A 19136-nucleotide genomic window follows, 5' to 3' on the forward strand; every position below is an offset into this window, starting at 1 on the left:
TCGGCGCCCCCTCGGCACTCTCTCGACGGCGCCGCGCGTCGGCCACGTCACGGTGCGGATCGGGTTTTCGCGGGCCAGTTGCCACTCGTGACGGATTGGTGATATCTCCGCGGCGGCCTTGCGACAGAATGCCCAGCACTTCGCAGCGCCGACCCGGGAGCCCGCTTGAGTTCAGTCCTCCAAGGCGCCAGCCGGCGCGAATTCCTGATCGTCGGCTGCGCCGTCCTCACATCCGCCTGCGGCGGCGGTGGCTCCGACGGCGCCGCGTCGGCGGTGGACGACACCAGTGCCGTGAGCGCGGCGGCCGACATCACCGCGGACGTGCTCGCCAACCGCGACATCACGCTCACCGGCGATTCGGTGATCAAGCTGCCTTCGGGCACGACGACCTACACCGGGGTCATCAGCGGCCAAGGGACGCTGCGCCTGTCCACCACCGCCACCAGCACGCTGGTGATCACGCGGACCAGCACCTTCACGCTGCCCGTCGCGCGGCAGGTCCAGGTCGTCACCAAGACCACCTACCCCGGCGCCGGCTACGCGCTCACCATCGCCGGCACCAACCCGCCGGTGCTGACCATCGATCCGGGCGTCACCTTCCAGATCGGCACCAACACCAGCGCCGACAGCTCGCCCAACGTCATCGCCACCTCGGACAGCAAGAACAGCGCGAGCACCATCAACGGCGAGATCAACCTCAACAACATCCTCAACAACGGGACCATCGTCATCAGCAGCGCGCAGTTCGTGCTGCTGGGCCAGGTGAGCGGCAGCGGCAGCATCGTGCAGGCGCCCGGCGTCTGGGGCGGCAACTCGTCGGGCGGGGTGAGTTCGTATTCGGGCGTGCTGTCGCTGGCCGCGGGGCAGGACTTCGGCAGCAACCACGTCGCCGCCTCGCTGTCGAATGCGAAGGCGGTCCTGAACGAGGGCTCCTGGCTGGTCTGGAGCCCACCGGGCAGCGTCGTCACGGTGACGCAGAACATCTACGAGGCGGCCTTCGGCAACGACATCAACTTCCATGCGATCGGTCCGTCGACGATCGTGATGTCCGGCGTCTACAGCCACACCGACAACAGCCCGCACAACGTGCCCAACCTGGTCAATCCGGGCCTGAGCGACCCCGAGCTGAACTTCGCCAAGACGATCTACCGCGGCGGCGCCAATTCCCCCAACGGCAACGACGCGAGCTACCGCGGCATCAACATCGAACGCGGCGCCGGCACGGTCCAGTGGGGCGACGGCACGCACGCCAACTTCTTCCTGCCGTCGGCGCCTTCGCCCGCGGAGGTCGACCCGCCGCTGGGCAAGAAGAACGCCTACATCAACCTGCGGGGCGGCACGCTCGCGTTCAACTACAACGGACCGGTGACGCTGCATGTCGGCATCACCGGCGGCGGGGGCGGCCCGCACCGGGATGGCTCGGTGGGCTCGGGCAACGTCCGGATCATGGCCACGCCCGGCAACGACGTGACCTTCGCGCAGCCGCAGAACTACAACGGCACCACGACCATCGGTGCCAACGCGATCCTTCGCCTGGGCACCGGCACGCCGGTGCCGCTGCGCTACATCACCGTCAATGCGACCAGCGGCAAGTCGACGGTGCTGCAGGCCACCTACAGCGGCGACGCCAGCCTGCTGACGGCCGAGTCACCGAACGGCGCGGCGAGCAACGCCATCGTCAACGACGGCCAGCTCATCGTCCAGAACACGACGACCGCGATCACGCTGTCCAACATCAGCGGTGGCGGGAGCCTCACGCACAGCGGCGCCGCGGCGCTCACGCTGCGCAACAACAGCTACAGCGGCGCGACGACGCTCAGCGGCGGCACCACGCTGGCGGGGAGCGCGAATGCGATGGGCACCGGCAATGTCGTCAACAACGCGGCGCTGGCGCTGGTCAACGGGCAACGCGAACTCACGGTGGGCGGCAGCTTCCAGCAAGGCGCGGCGGGCCAATTGACGCTCGCGGTGGGCGGTGCCACGCCGGGCGTCGACCATGACCACCTCGGCGTCGCCGGCGCGGCCGTGCTGGGCGGCACGCTGACGCTGAACTTCAGCGGCAACGTCGCGAAGGGACAGAAGCTGGTGTTGATCAGCGCGGCTGGCGGTATCAGCGGTGCGTTCAATGCCATCGTCAGCAACGGCGCGACCGTGGTCGGCGGGCAGGACGGCACAGGTTTCTTCGTCACGGTGCAGTGATCAGGCCAACGGAGCTGCCCTGGCAGACCCCTTCCCTGCTGCGGCCGCTGGCCTCGAGCGATGCCACCCCGGCACAGGGTTAGCTCTAGTTAATTAGTGCAGCGCGCGAACTAACATCCTTCTCCAAGCTGGCCTGAACCAGATCGCCCCGCAGGGCGACCGCCGGCAAGGAGACAAAAGGAATGTCGACTCTCACCAGGCGCGGCGCCGTCCGTGCGGCGCTCGCGTCGGTCGCTGGCGCCGGACTCGCGGCATCGGCCCCCGCCGCGACCGGCTCCGCGCCCGCCACCGCCACCGCCTCTTCGCGCCCGCCGTCCTTCGGCATCGGCCGCGAAGGCCAGCGCAAGGCCGATCTGGGCAACGGCACCTACCGCAACCCCATCGTGCCGGGCGACCGTCCCGACCCCACGCTGCTCAAGGACGGCAGCGACTACTACCTGACCTTCTCCTCGTTCACCTCCTACCCGGGCGTCGTGATCTGGCACTCGACCGACCTGGTGAACTGGACCCCCATCACCGCCGCGCTGAAACAGCCGATCGGCGCCGTCTGGGCGATGGACCTGGTCAAGCACGACGGCCGCTACTTCATCTACATCCCCGCGATGCAGGAGAACGGCTCCAAGATCTACGTCATCCACGCCGACAACATCCGCGGCCCCTGGAGCGATCCGGTGGACCTCCACCTGGGCGACTGCATCGACCCCGGCCACGCCGTCGGCGAGGACGGCAAGCGCTACCTGTTCGTCAACGGCGTGCGCCGCATCCGCCTCAGCGACGATGGCCTGTCCACCATCGGCCAGCTCGAGCCGGCCTACACGCCCTGGCAGTACCCCAAGGACTGGGTGGTGGAGATGTTCGCCCCCGAGGGCCCGAAGATCTTCCGCCGCTGCGAGTGGTTCTACCTGATCGCCGCCGTCGGCGGCACCTCCGGCCCGCCGACCAGCCACATGGTGACGCTGGCCCGCTCGCGCTCGATCCACGGGCCGTGGGAGGACTCGCCCCACAACCCCATCGTCCGCACCCAGAGCGCCGACGAGCCCTGGTGGTCGCGCGGCCACGCGAGCGTGGTCGAAGGCCCCGCCGGCGACTGGTGGATGGTCTATCACGGCTATGAGAACGGCATGCGCACGCTCGGCCGCCAAACGCTGCTCGAGCCGGTCGAATGGACGAAGGACGGCTGGCTCAAGGCCCGGGGCGGCACGCTCGCGCGGCCGCTGCCCAAGCCGCGCGGCGGCCGGCCCTCGCCGGCCGGCTTCGACCTCTCCGACGACTTCAGCACCGACCGCATGGGCGTCCAATGGACGCTCTTCGCGCCCGACGCGAAGGACGGCGAACGCGTCTCGCGACGCGACCGCAGCCTGGTCCTGAAGGCCAAGGGGACCTCGCTGGCCGACTGCTCGCCGCTGACCTGCCTGGTCGGCGACCGCAGCTACGAGGCCAGCGTCGAGATGGAGATCCCCGGCGACGCCCACGGCGGCCTGGCGCTCTTCTACGACGGCCGCGGCTTCGCCGGCATCGGCGCGAACGCGCAGGAAATGCTGACCTACAACTACAGCCAGGAGATCGGCTGGATGCGGCACAAGCTGCCGGCGACCACCGGGCCGCGCGTGCTGCACCTGCGGCTCACCAACCGCGAGAACGTCGTCACCTTCCACACCTCGCCCGACGGCAAGGACTGGACGCAGCACCCCTGGCAGATGGAGGTCTCGGGCTTCCATCACAACGTCTTCGGCGGCTTCCTGAGCCTGAAGCTGGCGCTGTTCAGCGCCGGCCAGGGCGAGGTGCGCTTCCGCCGCTTCCGCTACCGCGGGCTTCCCGCCTGACCCCCTCCGGACTTCAACCCATGTCGCTCACCCTCTCGAGACGCAAGATGGCCGCGCTGACGCTCGCGCTCGCCCCGATGGCCGCCTGGAGCGCCGGACCGGCCGCCAAGCCCGGCCGTGCCATCGACGTCGACCTGCGCCAGGCCGCCGGCCCGGTCGATCGCAGCTTCGATTACGCCGTCGGCGCCGACTTCCCCGGCACCCTGATCCGCGACGACAGCCAGGCCCAGCTCAAGACCGCCGTCGACGAGCTCGGCTTCCGCACCATCCGCTTCCACGCGATCTTTCACGACGCGCTGAAGACCGTGATCAAGGGGCCCGACGGCCGCCTGCAGTTCGACTTCAGCCGCATCGACACGCTCTACGACGGCCTGCTGGCCAAGGGCATCAAGCCCTTCGTCGAACTCGGCTTCACGCCGGAGGCGATGGCCACCTCGCCGCAGACCATCTTCTACTGGAAGGGCAACACCTCGCATCCGCAGGCCGAGCCCTGGGTCGCGCTGGTCGACGCCTTCGCGCGCCACCTCATCGCGCGCTACGGCGCCGAGGAAGTCCGCCAATGGCCCTTCGAGGTCTGGAACGAGCCCAACCTCGATGGCTTCTGGGAACGCGCCGACCAGACCGCCTACTTCGACCTCTACGCCCGCAGCGCCCGGGCGCTGAAGGCGGTCGATCCGCAGCTGAAGGTCGGCGGTCCGGCGACCGCGGGCGCCGCCTGGGTCGTGCCCTTCCTGGCCTTCTGCAAGGAGAAGAACGTCCCCGTCGACTTCGTCACCACCCACACCTATGGCGTGGACGGCGGCTTCCTCGACGAATTCGGCCAGGACGACAACAAGCTGTCGCGCTCGCCGGACACGATCATCGGCGACGTGAAACGCGTGCGCGGCGAGATCGAAGCCTCGCCCTTCCCCGGCCTGCCGCTCTACATCACCGAGTGGAGCGCCAGCTACAACCCGCGCGATCCCGTCCACGACGCCTACCTCAGCGCGCCCTACATCCTGGAGAAGCTGCGCCTGACGCGGGGCTACGCCCAGGCGATGAGCTACTGGACCTACAGCGACCTGTTCGAGGAGCCCGGTCCGCCGCCCACCCCCTTCCACGGCGGCTTCGGCCTGCTGACGCGCGAAGGCGTGCGCAAGCCGGCCTACTTCGCCTACAAGTACCTGAAGCAGCTGACCGGCCGCGACGTGCCGCTCAAGGACAGCAGCGCGCTCGCGGCGGTCGACGGCGGCAAGGTCGCCACGCTGGTCTGGGACTGGCGGCTGCCGGACCAGCAGACCAGCAACCGGCCATATTTCACCCAGGTGCTCCCGGCCACGAAGCTCGCCCCCGCCACGCTGCGCTGGCAGGGCCTCAAGCCCGGCGTCTACACGCTGCGCCAGTACCGCGTCGGCTTCGAGGCCAACGACGCGTACACCGCCTGGCTGAAACTCGGCAAACCGGGCAACCTGTCCGCCGAGCAACTGGCGAAGCTGCAGGCGCTGACCACCGACAAGCCGGAGCGCGAGCGCACCGTGCGCGTCGGGCGCGACGGCCGCCATCGCGAGACGGTGCCGATGCGCTCGCATGACGTGGTGCTGGTGACGCTGGAGCCGGCCGCGCGATGAAACGATGAAGCGGCGCCGCGCCGGCGCCGCTCGCATGCAGACCGGCGGCCGCCGACGGCCGCCATGACGAGTCACCGACAGGAAGACGAGAAGGATCCCCATGAAGTTCACCGACGGGCAATGGCTGCTGCAGCCTGGCGTCTCGGCCCATTACGCCACCGAGACCTATGCCGTGGACGTCCACGACGACCGCGTCGTGCTGCTGGTCACCACGCGCCCCATCAAGCACCGCGGCGACACGCTGCAAGGCCCGACACTGACCGTCACGCTGCGCTCGCCGCTGCCGGGCGTGATCCGCGTCAGCGTCGAGCACTTCAGCGCCTCGCAGGCGCCGCGACTGCACGTACCCATGGTCGGCGCGACCTCGCCGGCGCTGCAGGTCACCGAGACCGACAAGCTGGTGACCGTCACCTCCGGTCCGCTGTCGGTCGACGTCAAGAAGGGCGAGGGCTACGGCCTGACCTTCCGCGAGGGCGACAAGGTGCTCACGCGCAGCGACTGGCGCTCGCTCGGCTACCTGCAATGGGCCGGCAAGGCCAACTACGTCCATGAGCAGCTGACGCTGGCGGTGGGCGAGTACGTCTACGGCCTGGGCGAGCGCTTCACGCCCTGGGTCAAGAACGGCCAGACCGTCGAGAACACCAACAAGGACGGCGGCACCGCCTGCGAGCAGGCCTACAAGAGCGTGCCCTTCTACCTGAGCAGCCGCGGCTACGGCGTGCTGGTCAACGAGGCGGGCCCGGTGTCCTTCGAGGTCGCGTCGGAGAAGACCTCGCGCGTGCAGTTCAGCCGCGAGGGCGAGACCCTGGACTACTGCGTCATCGCCGGGCCCACGCCCAAGGCCGCCGTCGCGCGCCTGACCGAGCTGACCGGCCGCGCGCCGCTGCCGCCGGCCTGGACCTTCGGGCTGTGGATGACGACCTCGTTCACGACCCAGTACGACGAGGCCACCGCCACGCACTTCATCGACGAGATGGCGCGCCGCGAGCTGCCGCTCAGCGTCTTCCACTTCGACTGCTTCTGGATGCGCGAGTTCCAGTGGTGCGACTTCGAATGGGACCGTCGCGGCTTCCCCGATCCCGAGGGCATGCTCGCGCGGCTGCGCGCCAAGGGGCTGAAGATCAGCCTCTGGATCAACCCCTACGTCGCGCAGCGCTCGCCGCTCTTCGCTGAGGGCGTGCGCGAGGGCTACTTCATCAAGCGCGCCAACGGCCTGACCTGGCAGACCGACCTCTGGCAGCCCGGCATGGCCATCGTCGACTTCACCAACCCCGCCGCCAAGGCCTGGTACCAGGGCCACCTGCGCCGGCTGCTGGCGATGGGCGTGGACTGCTTCAAGACCGACTTCGGCGAGCGCATCCCCGACAAGGACGTCGTCTACTTCGACGGCTCCGATCCGGTCGAGATGCACAACCTCTACGCGCTGCAATACAACGAGGCCGTCTTCGAGCTGCTGCAGGAGGTGCAGGGCAGCGACGCGGTCGTCTTCGCGCGCTCGACCTACGCCTCGGGCCAGCGCTTCCCGGTGCACTGGGGCGGCGACTGCTGGTCCAACTTCGAATCGATGGCGGAGAGCCTGCGCGGCGGCCTCTCGCTGACGTCCTGCGGCTTCGCGTTCTGGAGCCACGACATCGGCGGCTTCGAGGGCAATCCGCCGCCGGCCGTCTACAAGCGCTGGATCCAGTTCGGCCTGCTGTCCTCGCACAGCCGGCTGCACGGCAGCAGCTTCTACCGCGTGCCCTGGCTGGTCGACGAGGAAAGCTGCGTGGTGCTGCAACGCTTCACCCGCCTGAAGCACCAGCTGATGCCCTACCTCTACGCGACCGCGATCGCCGCGAGCGAGACCGGCGTGCCGACGATGCGCGCGCCGGTGCTGGAGTTCCCGGACGATCCGGCCTGCGCGACCCTGGACCGCCAGTTCCACCTGGGCGACGCGCTGCTGGTGGCGCCGGTGTTCACCGACAGCGGCGAGGTCGACGTCTACCTGCCCGCGGGCCGCTGGACCCACCTGCTCAGCGGCGAGGTCGTCGACGGCGGCCGCTGGCGCCGGGAGACGCACGACTTCATGAGCCTGCCGCTCTACGTCGCGCCGAACACCGTGCTGCCCTGGGGCCAGGAGACCGAACGCCCGGACTACGACTACGCGCGCGGCGTGGTGCTGCGGGTCTTCGCGCTGGACAAGGGCGCGACCGCGCCCTTCGTGGTCGCCGCGGTGGACGGCACGATCGCGGCCCGCGGCACGGTGACCCGCGACGGCGAGGGCTATCGCGTCCGTATCGTCGAGGGCGCGCTGCAGGACTGGGCGATCGAGGTCGACGGCGCACGCAGCCCGGTGCAGGCTGGCTCGTCGCTCGACTGGAGCGCCCAGTGATGCGCACCCGAACCTTGGCCGTGCTGGCGGGCCTGGCGATCGTCGGCATGGGCGCCACTGCCGTGTACGCGCAGGCCGGCGACGCCACGAAGACGCCGGCCGCGACGGACACGAGCAAGGCCGCCGCCACGCCTCGCATCGAGGTGAACCAGGTCGGCTACCTGCCGGCCGCCGCCAAGCGGGCCACCGTGCCCGCCGGCGCGGCCAAGCGCTTCCAGCTGATCGACGCCGACAGCGGCCGGGCCGCCTGGACAGGGCCGCTCGGCGCCGCCGCGCTGTGGGCGCCGTCGCGCAGCCAGGTCCGGATCGCCGACTTCAGCGCGGTGACGAAACCGGGCCGCTACCGGCTGCGGGTCGCGGGCCTGCCCGACTCGGATCCGTTCACCATCGGCCCGGGCGCCTACGACGCCCTGGCCGCCGGCGCGATCCGCGCGTTCTACTTCAACCGCGCCGGCATCGCGCTGACGCCGGACCTGGCCGGCCCCTTCGCCCGCCCCGCCGGCCATCCGGACACGCGCGTGCTGATCCATGCCTCGGCCGCCGGACCGAAGCGCAAGACCGGCGACGTCATCAGCAGCCCCAAGGGCTGGTACGACGCCGGCGACTACAACAAGTACATCGTCAACTCCGGCATCACCGTCTACACGCTGCTGGCCAGCTACGAGCAGATGCCCGATCGCATGCGGGCGCTGAAGGTGGGCCTGCCTGAAAGCGGCAACGGCCTGCCGGACGTGCTCAACGAGGCGCTCTGGAACCTCGACTGGATGCTGACCATGCAGGATCCGGACGATGGCGGTGTCTATCACAAGCTGACCAATCCGGGCTTCGACGGCGTCGTGATGCCGGACGCGGCCACGACGTCCGGCGATCGCGTCGTCGTGCAGAAGAGCACCGCCGCGGCGCTGGACTTCGCCGCGGTGATGGCCATCGGCAGCCGCGTGTTCAAGGACTTCGAGCGGGAGCGCCCGGGCCTGTCCGCGCGCATGCTGGCCGCCGCGCGCGCCGCCTGGGGCTGGGCGCAGGCGCATCCCGATGCGATCTACCGCCAGCCGCCGGACATCCACACCGGCGACTACGGCGATCCGACACTGGACGACGAGTTCGCCTGGGCCGCCGCCGAGCTCTACATCACCACCGGCGACGACGCGTTCTACACGGCGATGAAGCCGGCGCAGACCACGATGACGGTCCCGTCCTGGGGCGACGTGCGCGGACTGGCCTGGATGTCGCTCGCGGCCCACCGCGACCGGCTGGGCCCCGCCGCGGACCGCGCGCTGATCGAGCGCCGCGTTCGCGAGCTGGCCGATGCGCTGGTCGCCAAGGGCAAGGACTCCGCCTGGGGCGTGGCGCTCGAGGAGAAGGACTTCAACTGGGGCAGCAACTCCAATGCGCTGAACCAGGCCATGGTGCTGCTGCAGGCCGATCGCCTGGACGCCGCCCGCCCGGCTGCCGCCGAAACCAGTGCGCGCGCCGGCCGGCGCGCCGGGCCCACCGTCAGCGCCTACCGCCAGGCGGCGCAGGGCCTGCTCGACTACGTGATGGGCCGCAACCCGACGGGCCTGTCGATGGTGACCGGCTTCGGCACCCGCTCGCCGATGCATCCGCATCACCGGCCCTCGGAGGCCGACGGCGTGGTCGCGCCGGTGCCGGGCTTCGTCGTCGGCGGGGCCAATGCCGGCCAGCAGGACCTCAAGGGCTGCCCGGTGCCGTACCCCTCGCCGCTGCCGGCGTTGTCCTACCTGGACCACTTCTGCAGCTACGCCAGCAACGAAGTGGCCATCAACTGGAATGCGCCACTGGTCTACGTGGCGGCGGCCCTGGGCGCGCCACGCTGAGGGGCCGATGCGGAGGGGCTCGTCGCCCCGCCGCGTCGATGTTTTCGGGCCCTAGGTGTTTTCCTGCTCTTTATTCGTTCGGCGCCCCAACTAATATCAATGCCATGGACACGCGATACGCGATACGCGTGGACCTCTACAAGACAGACAAGGAGACGACGCGCATGCAACCCGACGCCAGTGGTGGCCAACAGCTGTTGAAGTCCATCAACCGGATGGCCCTGGTGCGCCACCTGTGCGTGCATCCCGGCCTGTCCCGGGCGGACCTGGCGCTCGAGGTGGGCCTGACCAAGTCGACGATCACCAGCCTGGTGCGCGAGCTGATCGCCGAGGGCTGGCTGATGGAAAGCAGCGTCGTGGCCACCGGTGACCTGGGCCGGCGCCCCACCCCGCTGTTCATCAGCCCGGACCGGCTGCTGATGCTGGGCGCCGAGGTCGGCATCGACGGCGTGCGCGTGGTCGCCACCACGCTGACCGGCGAGGTGCGCGCCCGCGCCGTGTCCGCCTACGGCGCCAGCCGCAGCGCCAAGGCCTGCCTGGGCGTGCTGGCGACGGTGCTGCTGAAGGTGCGGGCGCAGCTCGATCCGTCGCAGCGCATCATCGGCATCGGCGTCGGCCTGCCCGGCGGCGTCGACGAAGCGCGCGGCGTGCTGAACTTCGCGCCCAACCTGGGCTGGCACGACCTGGCCGTCGGCCAGCTGCTCAGCGAGAAGCTCGACGGCGGTCCGCTCTCCGGCATCCCGCTCTACCTGCAGAACGAGGCCGACGTCGCCGCGCTCGGCGAGATGGAATTCAACGCCGGCGCGCCCGCCGATCCGCTGCTCTACCTCTCGATCAACCAGGGCGTCGGCGCCGGCGTGATCGTCGGCGACCGGCTGCTGACCGGCGCGCGCGGCTTTGCCGGCGAGATCGGCCACATGATCCTGCAGATCGACGGCCCGCTGTGCTCCTGCGGCCGGCGCGGCTGCGCCGAAGCGCTGATCGGCATGCGCGCGATGCTGCGTCCGGACGAAGCCGCCGAACTCGGCCCGCACTCCCTGCCGGACATCCGCGGCCGCTTGGTCGACGGCGACCGCAAGACCGCCAAGGCGGTCGAATCGGCCGGCCGCTACCTGGGCGTGCTGCTCCAGAACCTGGCGACCGCCTACGACCCGGCTTGCATCGTGCTCGGCGGCAGCGTCGTCGAACTGGGCGACGCCTTCCTCGATCCGGCGCTGACCACGCTCAACGACTACGCCACCGCCGCCGGCCTCTCGCCGACGCCGGTCCGCACTTCGCGCTTCGGCGCCGACGCGGTGGCCGCTGGCGCCGCGGCGCTGGCCCGTCATCGCGTCACCCGCCCGCAGCTGCCGACCATCGGCGTCGGGCGCGCCAACGCCACGGCCCCGGCCGACAGCGAAGGCCAGGACCAGGAAGCCGCACTGTGAGCCGCGACGACACCTTCCTCGGCATCGACCTCGGCACCTCCGAGCTCAAGCTGCTGCTGATCGACGGCAGCGGCGCCGTGGTGGGCCGCGCGGCCGCGCCGCTGACCGTGTCGCGGCCCGCGCCGCTGTGGTCGGAGCAGGATCCAGCCGACTGGTCCACCGCCACCACCCGCGCGATCGAGCAGCTGCGCGGCAGCGCGCCGGCCGCCTTCGCCCGGCTGCGCGGCATCGGCCTGTCGGGCCAGATGCACGGCGCCGTGCTGCTCGACGGCCAGGACCGCGTGCTGCGCCCGGCCATCCTCTGGAACGACGGCCGCAGCCACGCCGAGTGCGACGAACTCACCGCCGCCGCGCCCAAGCTGCACGCCATCGCCGGCAATCTCGCGATGCCCGGCTTCACCGCCCCCAAGCTGCTGTGGGTGCGCAAGCATGAGCCGGAACGCTTCGACCGCGTCCGCAGCGTGCTGCTGCCCAAGGACTACCTGCGGCTGCTGCTGACCGGCGAAAAGGTCAGCGATCCGTCCGACGCCGCCGGCACCCTCTGGCTGGACGTGGCGCGCCGTGACTGGTCCGATGAACTGCTGGCCGCCACCGGCCTGACGCGCGCGCACATGCCGCGGCTGGTCGAGAGCAATGCGCCCTCCGGCGTGCTGCGCGCCGAGCTGGCCGACGCCTGGGGCGTCGCCCGCGACGTGGTCGTGGCGGGCGGCGCCGGCGACAACGCGGCCAGCGCGATCGGCATCGGCGCCACCGCGCCGGGCAGCGGCTTCGTGTCGATGGGCACCTCGGGCGTGCTGTTCGTCGTCAACGACCGCTTCCGCCCGAACCCCGCCTCCGCGGTGCATGCCTTCTGCCACGCGCTGCCGCAGCGCTGGCACCAGATGAGCGTGATGCTGACGGCCGCCAGCGCGCTGCGCTGGTTCTGCCAGCTCAGCGGCACGACGGAGGCTGAACTGCTCGAGGAGATCGAAGCGCTGGGCGAGGACGAACTCGCCGCCGCGCCGGTCTTCCTGCCCTACCTGGCAGGCGAGCGCACGCCCCACAACGACCCGTTCGCGACCGGCGCCTTCCACGGCCTGACGCACGAGACGCGCCGCGCGCATGCCGGCTACGCGGTGCTCGAGGGCGTGGCCTTCGGCATGGCCGATGGGCTGGCGGCGCTGCGCGCGGCTGGCACCGACGTGACGCGGCTCTCCATCGTCGGCGGTGGCGCGCGCAGCCGCTTCTGGGCCCAGCTGATGGCCGACGCGCTGGGCGTCGAGATCGTCCGCCATGCCGACGCCGACGCCGGTGGCGCGCTCGGCGCCGCGCGCCTGGGCCGCATGGCCGCGGGCGCCGGCGTCGACGAGTCCTGCCCGCCGCCCCCCATCACCGACCGTTGCACGCCCTCGCCCGCGCGGCGGGACGTGCTCGCCCGACGGCTCGCCGTCTTCCGATCGCTCTACGCGCCCTTGCGCGCCCTGCCGTCGCTCCGGACTTGAGTCCGGACGCGCCGTCGCCTTGAATCAATGAATCCGCCCGCGCGCCCGGCCAGCCATGGCCCGGCCCCGGCCCCGCAACGAACCGCTCCGCAGTCAGTCCCATGAACAGCTACTTCTCCCACATCGCGCCGATCCGCTACCAAGGCCCCGCCACCGACGAGGCCCTGGCCTTCCGCCACTACGACAAGGACCGCATCGTCCTGGGCAAGACCATGGCCGAGCACCTGCGCTTCGCGGTCTGCTACTGGCACAGCTTCTGCTGGAACGGCCTGGATCCGTTCGGCGGCGGCACCTTCGAGCGCCCCTGGTTCCAGGGCGGCTCGCCGATGGAGCTGGCCCGCCAGAAGGCCGATGCCGCCTTCGAGTTCTTCGAGAAGCTGGGCGCGCCCTACTACTGCTTCCACGACCGCGACGTCGCCCCCGAGGGCGCCACGCCCAAGGAAAGCCACGACAACCTGCTGCGCCTGGTCGACGTGCTGGGCGAGCACCAGCAGCGCACCGGCATGAAGCTGCTGTGGGGCACCGCCAACCTGTTCAGCCACCGCCGCTTCATGGCCGGCGCTGCGACCAACCCGGATCCGGAGCTCTTCGGTCTGGCCGCGCTGCAGGTGCGCGACGCGATGGACGCGACGATGCGCCTGGGCGGCGAGAACTACGTGCTGTGGGGCGGCCGCGAAGGCTATGAAACCCTGCTCAACACCGACATGGGCCGCGAGCTCGACCAGATGGGTCGTTTCCTCAACATGGTCGTCGAGTACAAGCACCGCAAGGGCTTCAAGGGCACCATCCTGCTCGAGCCCAAGCCGCGCGAGCCCTCCAAGCACCAGTACGACTTCGACAGCGCCACCGTCTACGGCTTCCTGACCCGCTACGGCCTGGAGAAGGAAGTCAAGGTCAACATCGAGGCCAACCATGCCACGCTGTCGGGCCACAGCTTCGAGCACGAGATCGCCACCGCCGCGGCGCTGGGCATCCTGGGCAGCATCGACATGAACCGCGGCGACCCGCAGCTGGGCTGGGACACCGACCAGTTCCCCAACAACGTGCCCGAGCTGGCGCTGGCGATCTATCACATCCTGCAGGCCGGCGGCCTGGGCAGCGGCGGCTTCAACTTCGACGCCAAGGTGCGCCGCCAGTCCATCGACGCCGAGGACCTCTTCCACGGCCACGTCGGCGGCATGGACGTCTGCGCCCGCGCGCTGCTGGTGGCCGAGCAGATGATCGTCGACGGCCGCCTGGCCGCCCATGTCTCGCAGCGTTATGCCGGCTGGGACACGCCGGCGGCGCGCGAGATCCTCGATGGCCGCGTGCCCCTGGACCAGCTCGCCGATCGCGTGCTGGCCCGCAACACCGATGTCGCGCCGCGATCCGGCCGGCAGGAGTACCTGGAGAACCTCGTCAACCGTTTCGCCGGCTGAGCGCCGGCCGCGGCGGACCGCGTTGTCCAGCGGTCCCCGCCGATCCTCGATCCCGACCGTCCTTCCCCGTTCCCGAGCCCAAGCAGTCCACCTCCCCGCCCGAGGTCACGCCGTCAGAGCGGACCCGCACCTAACAGACTGGAGACATCATGAGCAATCGCCAACGGACCGCCGTATCCGTCGCCGCCGCCCAGGCGGCCGTCCTCCTCGGTGGCCTGGCCGCCGGCATCGCCTTCGCCCAGACGGCGCCCGCGCCCGCCCCCAAGCCGGAGCCCAAGCCCGAAGCGCAGATCGAGACCGTGGTCGTCTCGGGCAAGCGCGCCGCGCTGAGCTCGGCCCAGAAGATCAAGCAGAACTCCGACGAGATCGTCGATTCCATCGTCGCCGACGACATCGGCAAGCTGCCCGACCGCTCGGTCACCGAGGTGCTGCAGCGCATCGTCGGCGTCACCATGGACCGCACCATGGCCAAGGGCGACCCGGAGCACTTCTCGGTCGAAGGCTCCGGCATCAGCATCCGCGGCCTGACCTACGTCCGCTCCGAGATGAACGGCCGCGATTCGTTCTCCGCCAACGGCGGCCGCTCGCTCAACTTCGAGGACGTGCCGCCCGAGCTGATGGCCGCGGTCGACGTCTACAAGAACCCCTCCGCGGAGCAGATCGAAGGTTCGATCGGTGGCCTGGTCAACTTGCGCACCGCGATGCCGTTCGACTTTGACGGCCTCAAGACAGCGTTGTCGCTGCAGACCACCTACTCGGACCTGAAGGAGAAATCCTCGCCGAGCGTCTCCGGCATGGTGAGCAACCGCTGGAAGACCGACCTGGGCGAATTCGGCGCGCTGGTCAACATCGCCAGCTCGCGCAGCGGCACCCGCACCGACGCCTTCCAGGTCGAGCCCTACTACCCGCGCACCGACGCGGTGGTCGGCCAGGATCCCAACACGACGCTGTGGATCCCGAAGGGCTCGCAGTGGCGCACGCTGGAATTCGACCGCAAGCGCCAGGGCCTGTACGGCGCGCTGCAGTGGAAGAAGGACGACGTCGACTCCAGCCTGACCTACTTCCGCAGCAAGTACCGGATGCAGTGGGACGAGCGCGCCATCTTCGCCCAGTCCGACCCCTACAAGCTGCAGGTCGCCAACGGCGAGTTCGGCAAGAACGGCCAGCTGCTCTACGGCACGCTGACCAACAACGATGGCTCCGGCATCAACTTCGGCGCCGACACCCGCAGCGCCTATCGCAACTCCGAGACCCAGGACCTGGCCTGGAAGCTGAACTGGCGCGCCAATGAACAGTGGTCCTTCTCGTCGGACCTGCAGTACATCCGCGCGACCACCGACAGCTTCGACTCCACCGTCGCCACCGGCGTGCAGATGCCCGAGGAGACCATCGACCTGCGCAGCGGTCGGCCGCAACTGATCTTCAGCGACGCGCAACGCGCGGCGCTGGTCGATCCGGCCAACTACTACTGGGCCTTCACGATGGAGCACAAGGACAAGTCCAAGGCCACCGAGAAGGCCTGGAAGGGCGATGCCCGCTACAAGTTCAAGGACGAGGGCTTCCTGCAGGACCTGCGCTTCGGCGTGCGCTTCACCGAGCGCGACGCCACCACCACCAACACGGTGCCGGGCTACAACTGGTCGCCCATCTCCCAGCCCTGGCAGATCGGCTGGGACATCAACCACCTGGCCTTCCTGAACGATCCGCGCTTCAGCGCCGATACCTACGTCCACAACTTCAACAACTTCTTCAGCGGCAAGGCCTCGGTGCCGTCGCTGATCTTCCCGACGGTCTCCACCACCTCGGGGTATCCGGACAGCTACGCCGCGCTGCACAAGTACCACGACATCCTGTGCGCCGAGCAGCATGGCGGCGACACTTCGGCCTGCGCGCCGTGGACGCCGGCCTCCTTCGGCACCGACCCCTCCGGCACCAACAAGCAGCGCGAGCGCACGCAGGCCGCCTTCGCGCAGCTGCGCTTCGGCATGGACGACTGGAAGTACCCGGTGGACGGCAACATCGGCCTGCGCGTGGTGCGCACCGAATCGCGCGCCGACGGCTACACGGTCTTCACCAGCAAGCAGGTGCCCAGCGGCGCCACCGGCGTGCCGGTGCCGGTGATCCCGAACTTCTCGGAAGCCGGCACCTTCAACAACAGCTACACCGACGCGCTGCCCAGCCTGAACCTGCGGATGAAGGCCAGCGAGAAGCTGCAGTTCCGCTTCGCGCTGGGCAAGGGCATCTCGCGGCCCGACTTCAGCCAGCTGCAGGCCTACACGACGATGTCGCAGGACTTCACCTCGACGACGGTCAACGGCCAGACGGTGGTGAGCAACGTGACGCAGACCGGCACGGCCTCGGGCAACCCGATGCTCAAGCCGATCAAGTCGACGCAGGGCGACATCACGGCCGAGTGGTACTTCGACCGCACCGGCTCGCTGACCTTCGCGGCCTTCCACAAGCAGCTCAAGGACATCATCCTCAACCAGACCTTCGTCAAGCAGATCCCCGACGCCACCGGCGCGCTGCAGAACTTCATCACCACCGGCCCGATCAACGGCGCCAAGGGCCGCGCGACCGGTTTCGAGCTCGCCTTCCAGACCTACTTCGACAAGCTGCCGGGCTGGCTGGCGGGCTTCGGCATCCAGGCCAACTACACCTACGTCGACAGCAAGACCAAGCTGTACGACCCGGTGGGCAGCGCCTACTGCTCGGGCGGCAACTCGGCGTCCAACCTCAACCTCAACCTGAACGGTTGCGACACCGACGGCCGCACCTTCGGCAACCTGCCGCTGCAGAACCTGTCGAAGAACGCCTACAACCTGGCGCTGCTGTACGACCGCGGCGACATCTCCGCGCGCCTGGCCTACAGCTGGCGCTCGAAGTATCTGCAGGCGGTCAACGTCAACGGCACGCAGGGCGGCGACGGCACCGACACCAACCCCGACAGCAGCACCAACGGCCAGCGCAACGTGGCCTGGGGCCTGCCGGTGTGGGCCGATGCCTACGGCCAGCTGGATGCGGGCGTGTACTACAAGTTCAACGACCACGTGACCTTCGGTCTCGAGGCGCAGAACCTGACCAACGCGACCTACAAGCAGCTGATGCAGCAGCACATCGGCACCATGGGCCGCGCCTGGTTCGACACCGGCCGCCGCTACACGCTCACCGCCCGGATGAGCTTCTGAGGCCCTGACGCCTCGTTCCCTCCGCCCCGGCTGCGGCGCCCGCGCGCCCGGCCGGGGCCGTCAAGGAAAGGACTGTCCCGGATGACGCCCCGCTCCCGCCCCGCCCACCGTGTCCGCGCCGCCGTGCTGGCGACGCTCGCGGCCCTGACCGCCGCCCTCGCCGGCGCCGCCGCCGCCGCGGAGCTGCCGCGGCTGGTCGAGCGCGAGGGCCGTCATGCGCTGCTGGTGGACGGCAAGCCCTTCCTGGTGCTGGGCGCGCAGGTGCACAACTCGAGCAACTCGGTCGAGGCGCTCCAGCAGGTGTGGCCGGCGGTGGCCGATGCCAAGGCCAACACCGTCGTCGTGCCGGTGGCCTGGGAGCAGGTCGAGCCCGTCGAGGGCCGTTTCGATTTTTCCTTCGTGGACGCCCTGCTCGCGCAGGCGCGCGAACGCGGCGTGCGGGTCGCGCTGCTGTGGTTCGCGACCTGGAAGAACACCAGCCCGCAGTACGCGCCGGCCTGGGTCAAGCTGAACAACACCCGCTTCCCGCGCATGCTCGATGCGCAGGGCAAGCCGAGCTACTGCCTGTCACCCTTCGGTGCCGAAACGCTGGCGGCGGACAAGCGCGCCTTCGTCGCGCTGATGACCCACCTGAAGCAGGTGGACGAAGCGCAGCGCACCGTGATCATGGTGCAGGTGCAGAACGAGGTCGGCACCTACGGCCTGGCGCGCGACCACGGCGCCGCCGCGAATCGCGCCTTCGCCGCCGAGGTGCCGGCCGAGGTGCTGCGGCTGCAGAAGCCCGACCCCGCGCTCCACGGCAAGGCCGGCAAGGCTGACAAGGCAAAGGGCGCCTGGTCCGCCGTCTATGGCGACTACGCCGAGCAGTACTTCCACAGCTGGGCGATCGCGCGCTACATCGGCGAGATCGCCGCGGCCGGCCGCCAGGTCTACGACCTGCCGATGTTCGTCAACAACGCGCTGCGCGACCCGCTGGCACCGATGGCGCCGTGGAAGTCGGACTTCGCCAGCGGCGGCCCGACCCACGACGTGATCGGCATCTACAAGGCCGCCGCGCCGAAGATCGACATCGTCGGCCCCGACATCTACATGCCGGAGTCGGCCAAGGTCGAGGCCATCCTGGGCCAGTTCCAGCGGCGCGACAACGCGCTGTGGGTGCCGGAGATCGGCAACGCCGAGACCTACGCCCGCTACCACTACGCGATCCTGGGCCGTGGCGCGATCGGCGTCGCGCCCTTCGGCGTCGACTACGCCGACTACAGCAACTACCCGCTGGGCTCGCCCTACACCGACCGCCGCATGACCGCGCCGATCGCCGCCGTCTACGGCAGCTTCGCGCCGATGGCCTCGCAGTGGGCGCAATGGTCGCTGGAAGGCCGCACGCACGGCGTGGCCGAAGGCGACGACCGCCAGCCGCAGACCGTCGCGCTCAAGGGCTGGACCGCCAAGGTCAGCTTCGGCGAATGGCAATTCGGCGAGCGCAGCTGGCCGCAGCTGAAGGACGAGGTCCCGCCCTCGGCCGCGAAGCCGTCCGGCGGCGTCGCCATCGCGCAGATCGGCGACGACGAATTCATCGTGACCGGCCAGCGCGCCCGCGTGCGCTTCGAGGGCGATGCGTCGTTCAAGGGGCTGGGCACGATGCTGATCCACGCGCAGGAAGGCCGCTTCGGCCCGGACGGCCGCTGGACCACCTCGCGCAACTGGAACGGCGACCAGGTCGACTGGGGCCTCAACCTGCCGGCGACGCCCACGGTGCTGCGCGTCAAGCTCGGTCGCTACTGATCCTC

Annotated in this window: 10 protein-coding genes; all 10 read left to right on the top strand. The window is 70.0% G+C overall.

Going from position 1 to position 19136, the window contains the following annotated elements:
- The first annotated feature begins 165 nt into the window (after positions 1-165).
- Positions 166-2199, top strand: a complete 2034-nt coding sequence (locus tag BM393_RS14815; protein ID WP_254783460.1) for an autotransporter — start codon at positions 166-168, stop codon at positions 2197-2199.
- 182 nt (positions 2200-2381) lie between these two features.
- Complete coding sequence (locus BM393_RS14820; RefSeq protein WP_091727583.1) at positions 2382-4022, top strand: family 43 glycosylhydrolase; 1641 nt, start codon at positions 2382-2384, stop codon at positions 4020-4022.
- A gap of 20 nt (positions 4023-4042) precedes the next feature.
- On the top strand, positions 4043-5629 hold the full coding sequence (locus tag BM393_RS14825; RefSeq protein WP_254783461.1) for a GH39 family glycosyl hydrolase: 1587 nt from the start codon (positions 4043-4045) through the stop codon (positions 5627-5629).
- Between the two features lie 100 nt (positions 5630-5729).
- Complete coding sequence (yicI, locus tag BM393_RS14830) at positions 5730-8000, top strand: alpha-xylosidase (protein WP_091727587.1); 2271 nt, start codon at positions 5730-5732, stop codon at positions 7998-8000.
- The gene (locus tag BM393_RS14835; RefSeq protein WP_254783462.1) at positions 8000-9835 is read left to right on the top strand and encodes a glycoside hydrolase family 9 protein; all 1836 of its coding nucleotides are present in this window, start codon (positions 8000-8002) and stop codon (positions 9833-9835) included. The genes yicI and BM393_RS14835 overlap by 1 nt, the downstream gene beginning before the upstream one ends.
- A gap of 104 nt (positions 9836-9939) precedes the next feature.
- Entirely contained in the window at positions 9940-11262 is a 1323-nt protein-coding gene (locus tag BM393_RS14840; protein ID WP_175538349.1) for an ROK family transcriptional regulator, read from the top strand.
- Complete coding sequence (gene xylB / locus BM393_RS14845; RefSeq protein ID WP_091727594.1) at positions 11259-12743, top strand: xylulokinase; 1485 nt, start codon at positions 11259-11261, stop codon at positions 12741-12743. Before BM393_RS14840 ends, xylB begins: the two co-directional genes overlap by 4 nt.
- Before the next feature lie 101 nt (positions 12744-12844).
- Positions 12845-14161 (top strand): xylose isomerase, encoded by a 1317-nt coding sequence (gene xylA, locus BM393_RS14850; protein WP_091727597.1) that lies wholly within the window; start codon positions 12845-12847, stop codon positions 14159-14161.
- A 149-nt stretch (positions 14162-14310) separates the two neighbouring features.
- Complete coding sequence (locus tag BM393_RS14855) at positions 14311-17349, top strand: TonB-dependent receptor (RefSeq protein ID WP_091727601.1); 3039 nt, start codon at positions 14311-14313, stop codon at positions 17347-17349.
- Between the two features lie 81 nt (positions 17350-17430).
- Entirely contained in the window at positions 17431-19131 is a 1701-nt protein-coding gene (locus BM393_RS14860; RefSeq protein WP_091727605.1) for a DUF5597 domain-containing protein, read from the top strand.
- The last annotated feature ends 5 nt before the right edge of the window (positions 19132-19136 follow it).

Source organism: Mitsuaria sp. PDC51, assembly GCF_900113225.1.
Taxonomy (GTDB): domain Bacteria; phylum Pseudomonadota; class Gammaproteobacteria; order Burkholderiales; family Burkholderiaceae_C; genus Roseateles.

Coding starts and splice junctions, on each gene's coding strand:
- BM393_RS14820 (WP_091727583.1), top strand. CDS start 2,382: ATGTCGACTCTCACCAGGCGCGGCGCCGTCCGTGCGGCGCTCGCGTCG.
- BM393_RS14825 (WP_254783461.1), top strand. CDS start 4,043: ATGTCGCTCACCCTCTCGAGACGCAAGATGGCCGCGCTGACGCTCGCG.
- yicI (WP_091727587.1), top strand. CDS start 5,730: ATGAAGTTCACCGACGGGCAATGGCTGCTGCAGCCTGGCGTCTCGGCC.
- BM393_RS14835 (WP_254783462.1), top strand. CDS start 8,000: ATGCGCACCCGAACCTTGGCCGTGCTGGCGGGCCTGGCGATCGTCGGC.
- BM393_RS14840 (WP_175538349.1), top strand. CDS start 9,940: ATGGACACGCGATACGCGATACGCGTGGACCTCTACAAGACAGACAAG.
- xylA (WP_091727597.1), top strand. CDS start 12,845: ATGAACAGCTACTTCTCCCACATCGCGCCGATCCGCTACCAAGGCCCC.
- BM393_RS14855 (WP_091727601.1), top strand. CDS start 14,311: ATGAGCAATCGCCAACGGACCGCCGTATCCGTCGCCGCCGCCCAGGCG.
- BM393_RS14860 (WP_091727605.1), top strand. CDS start 17,431: ATGACGCCCCGCTCCCGCCCCGCCCACCGTGTCCGCGCCGCCGTGCTG.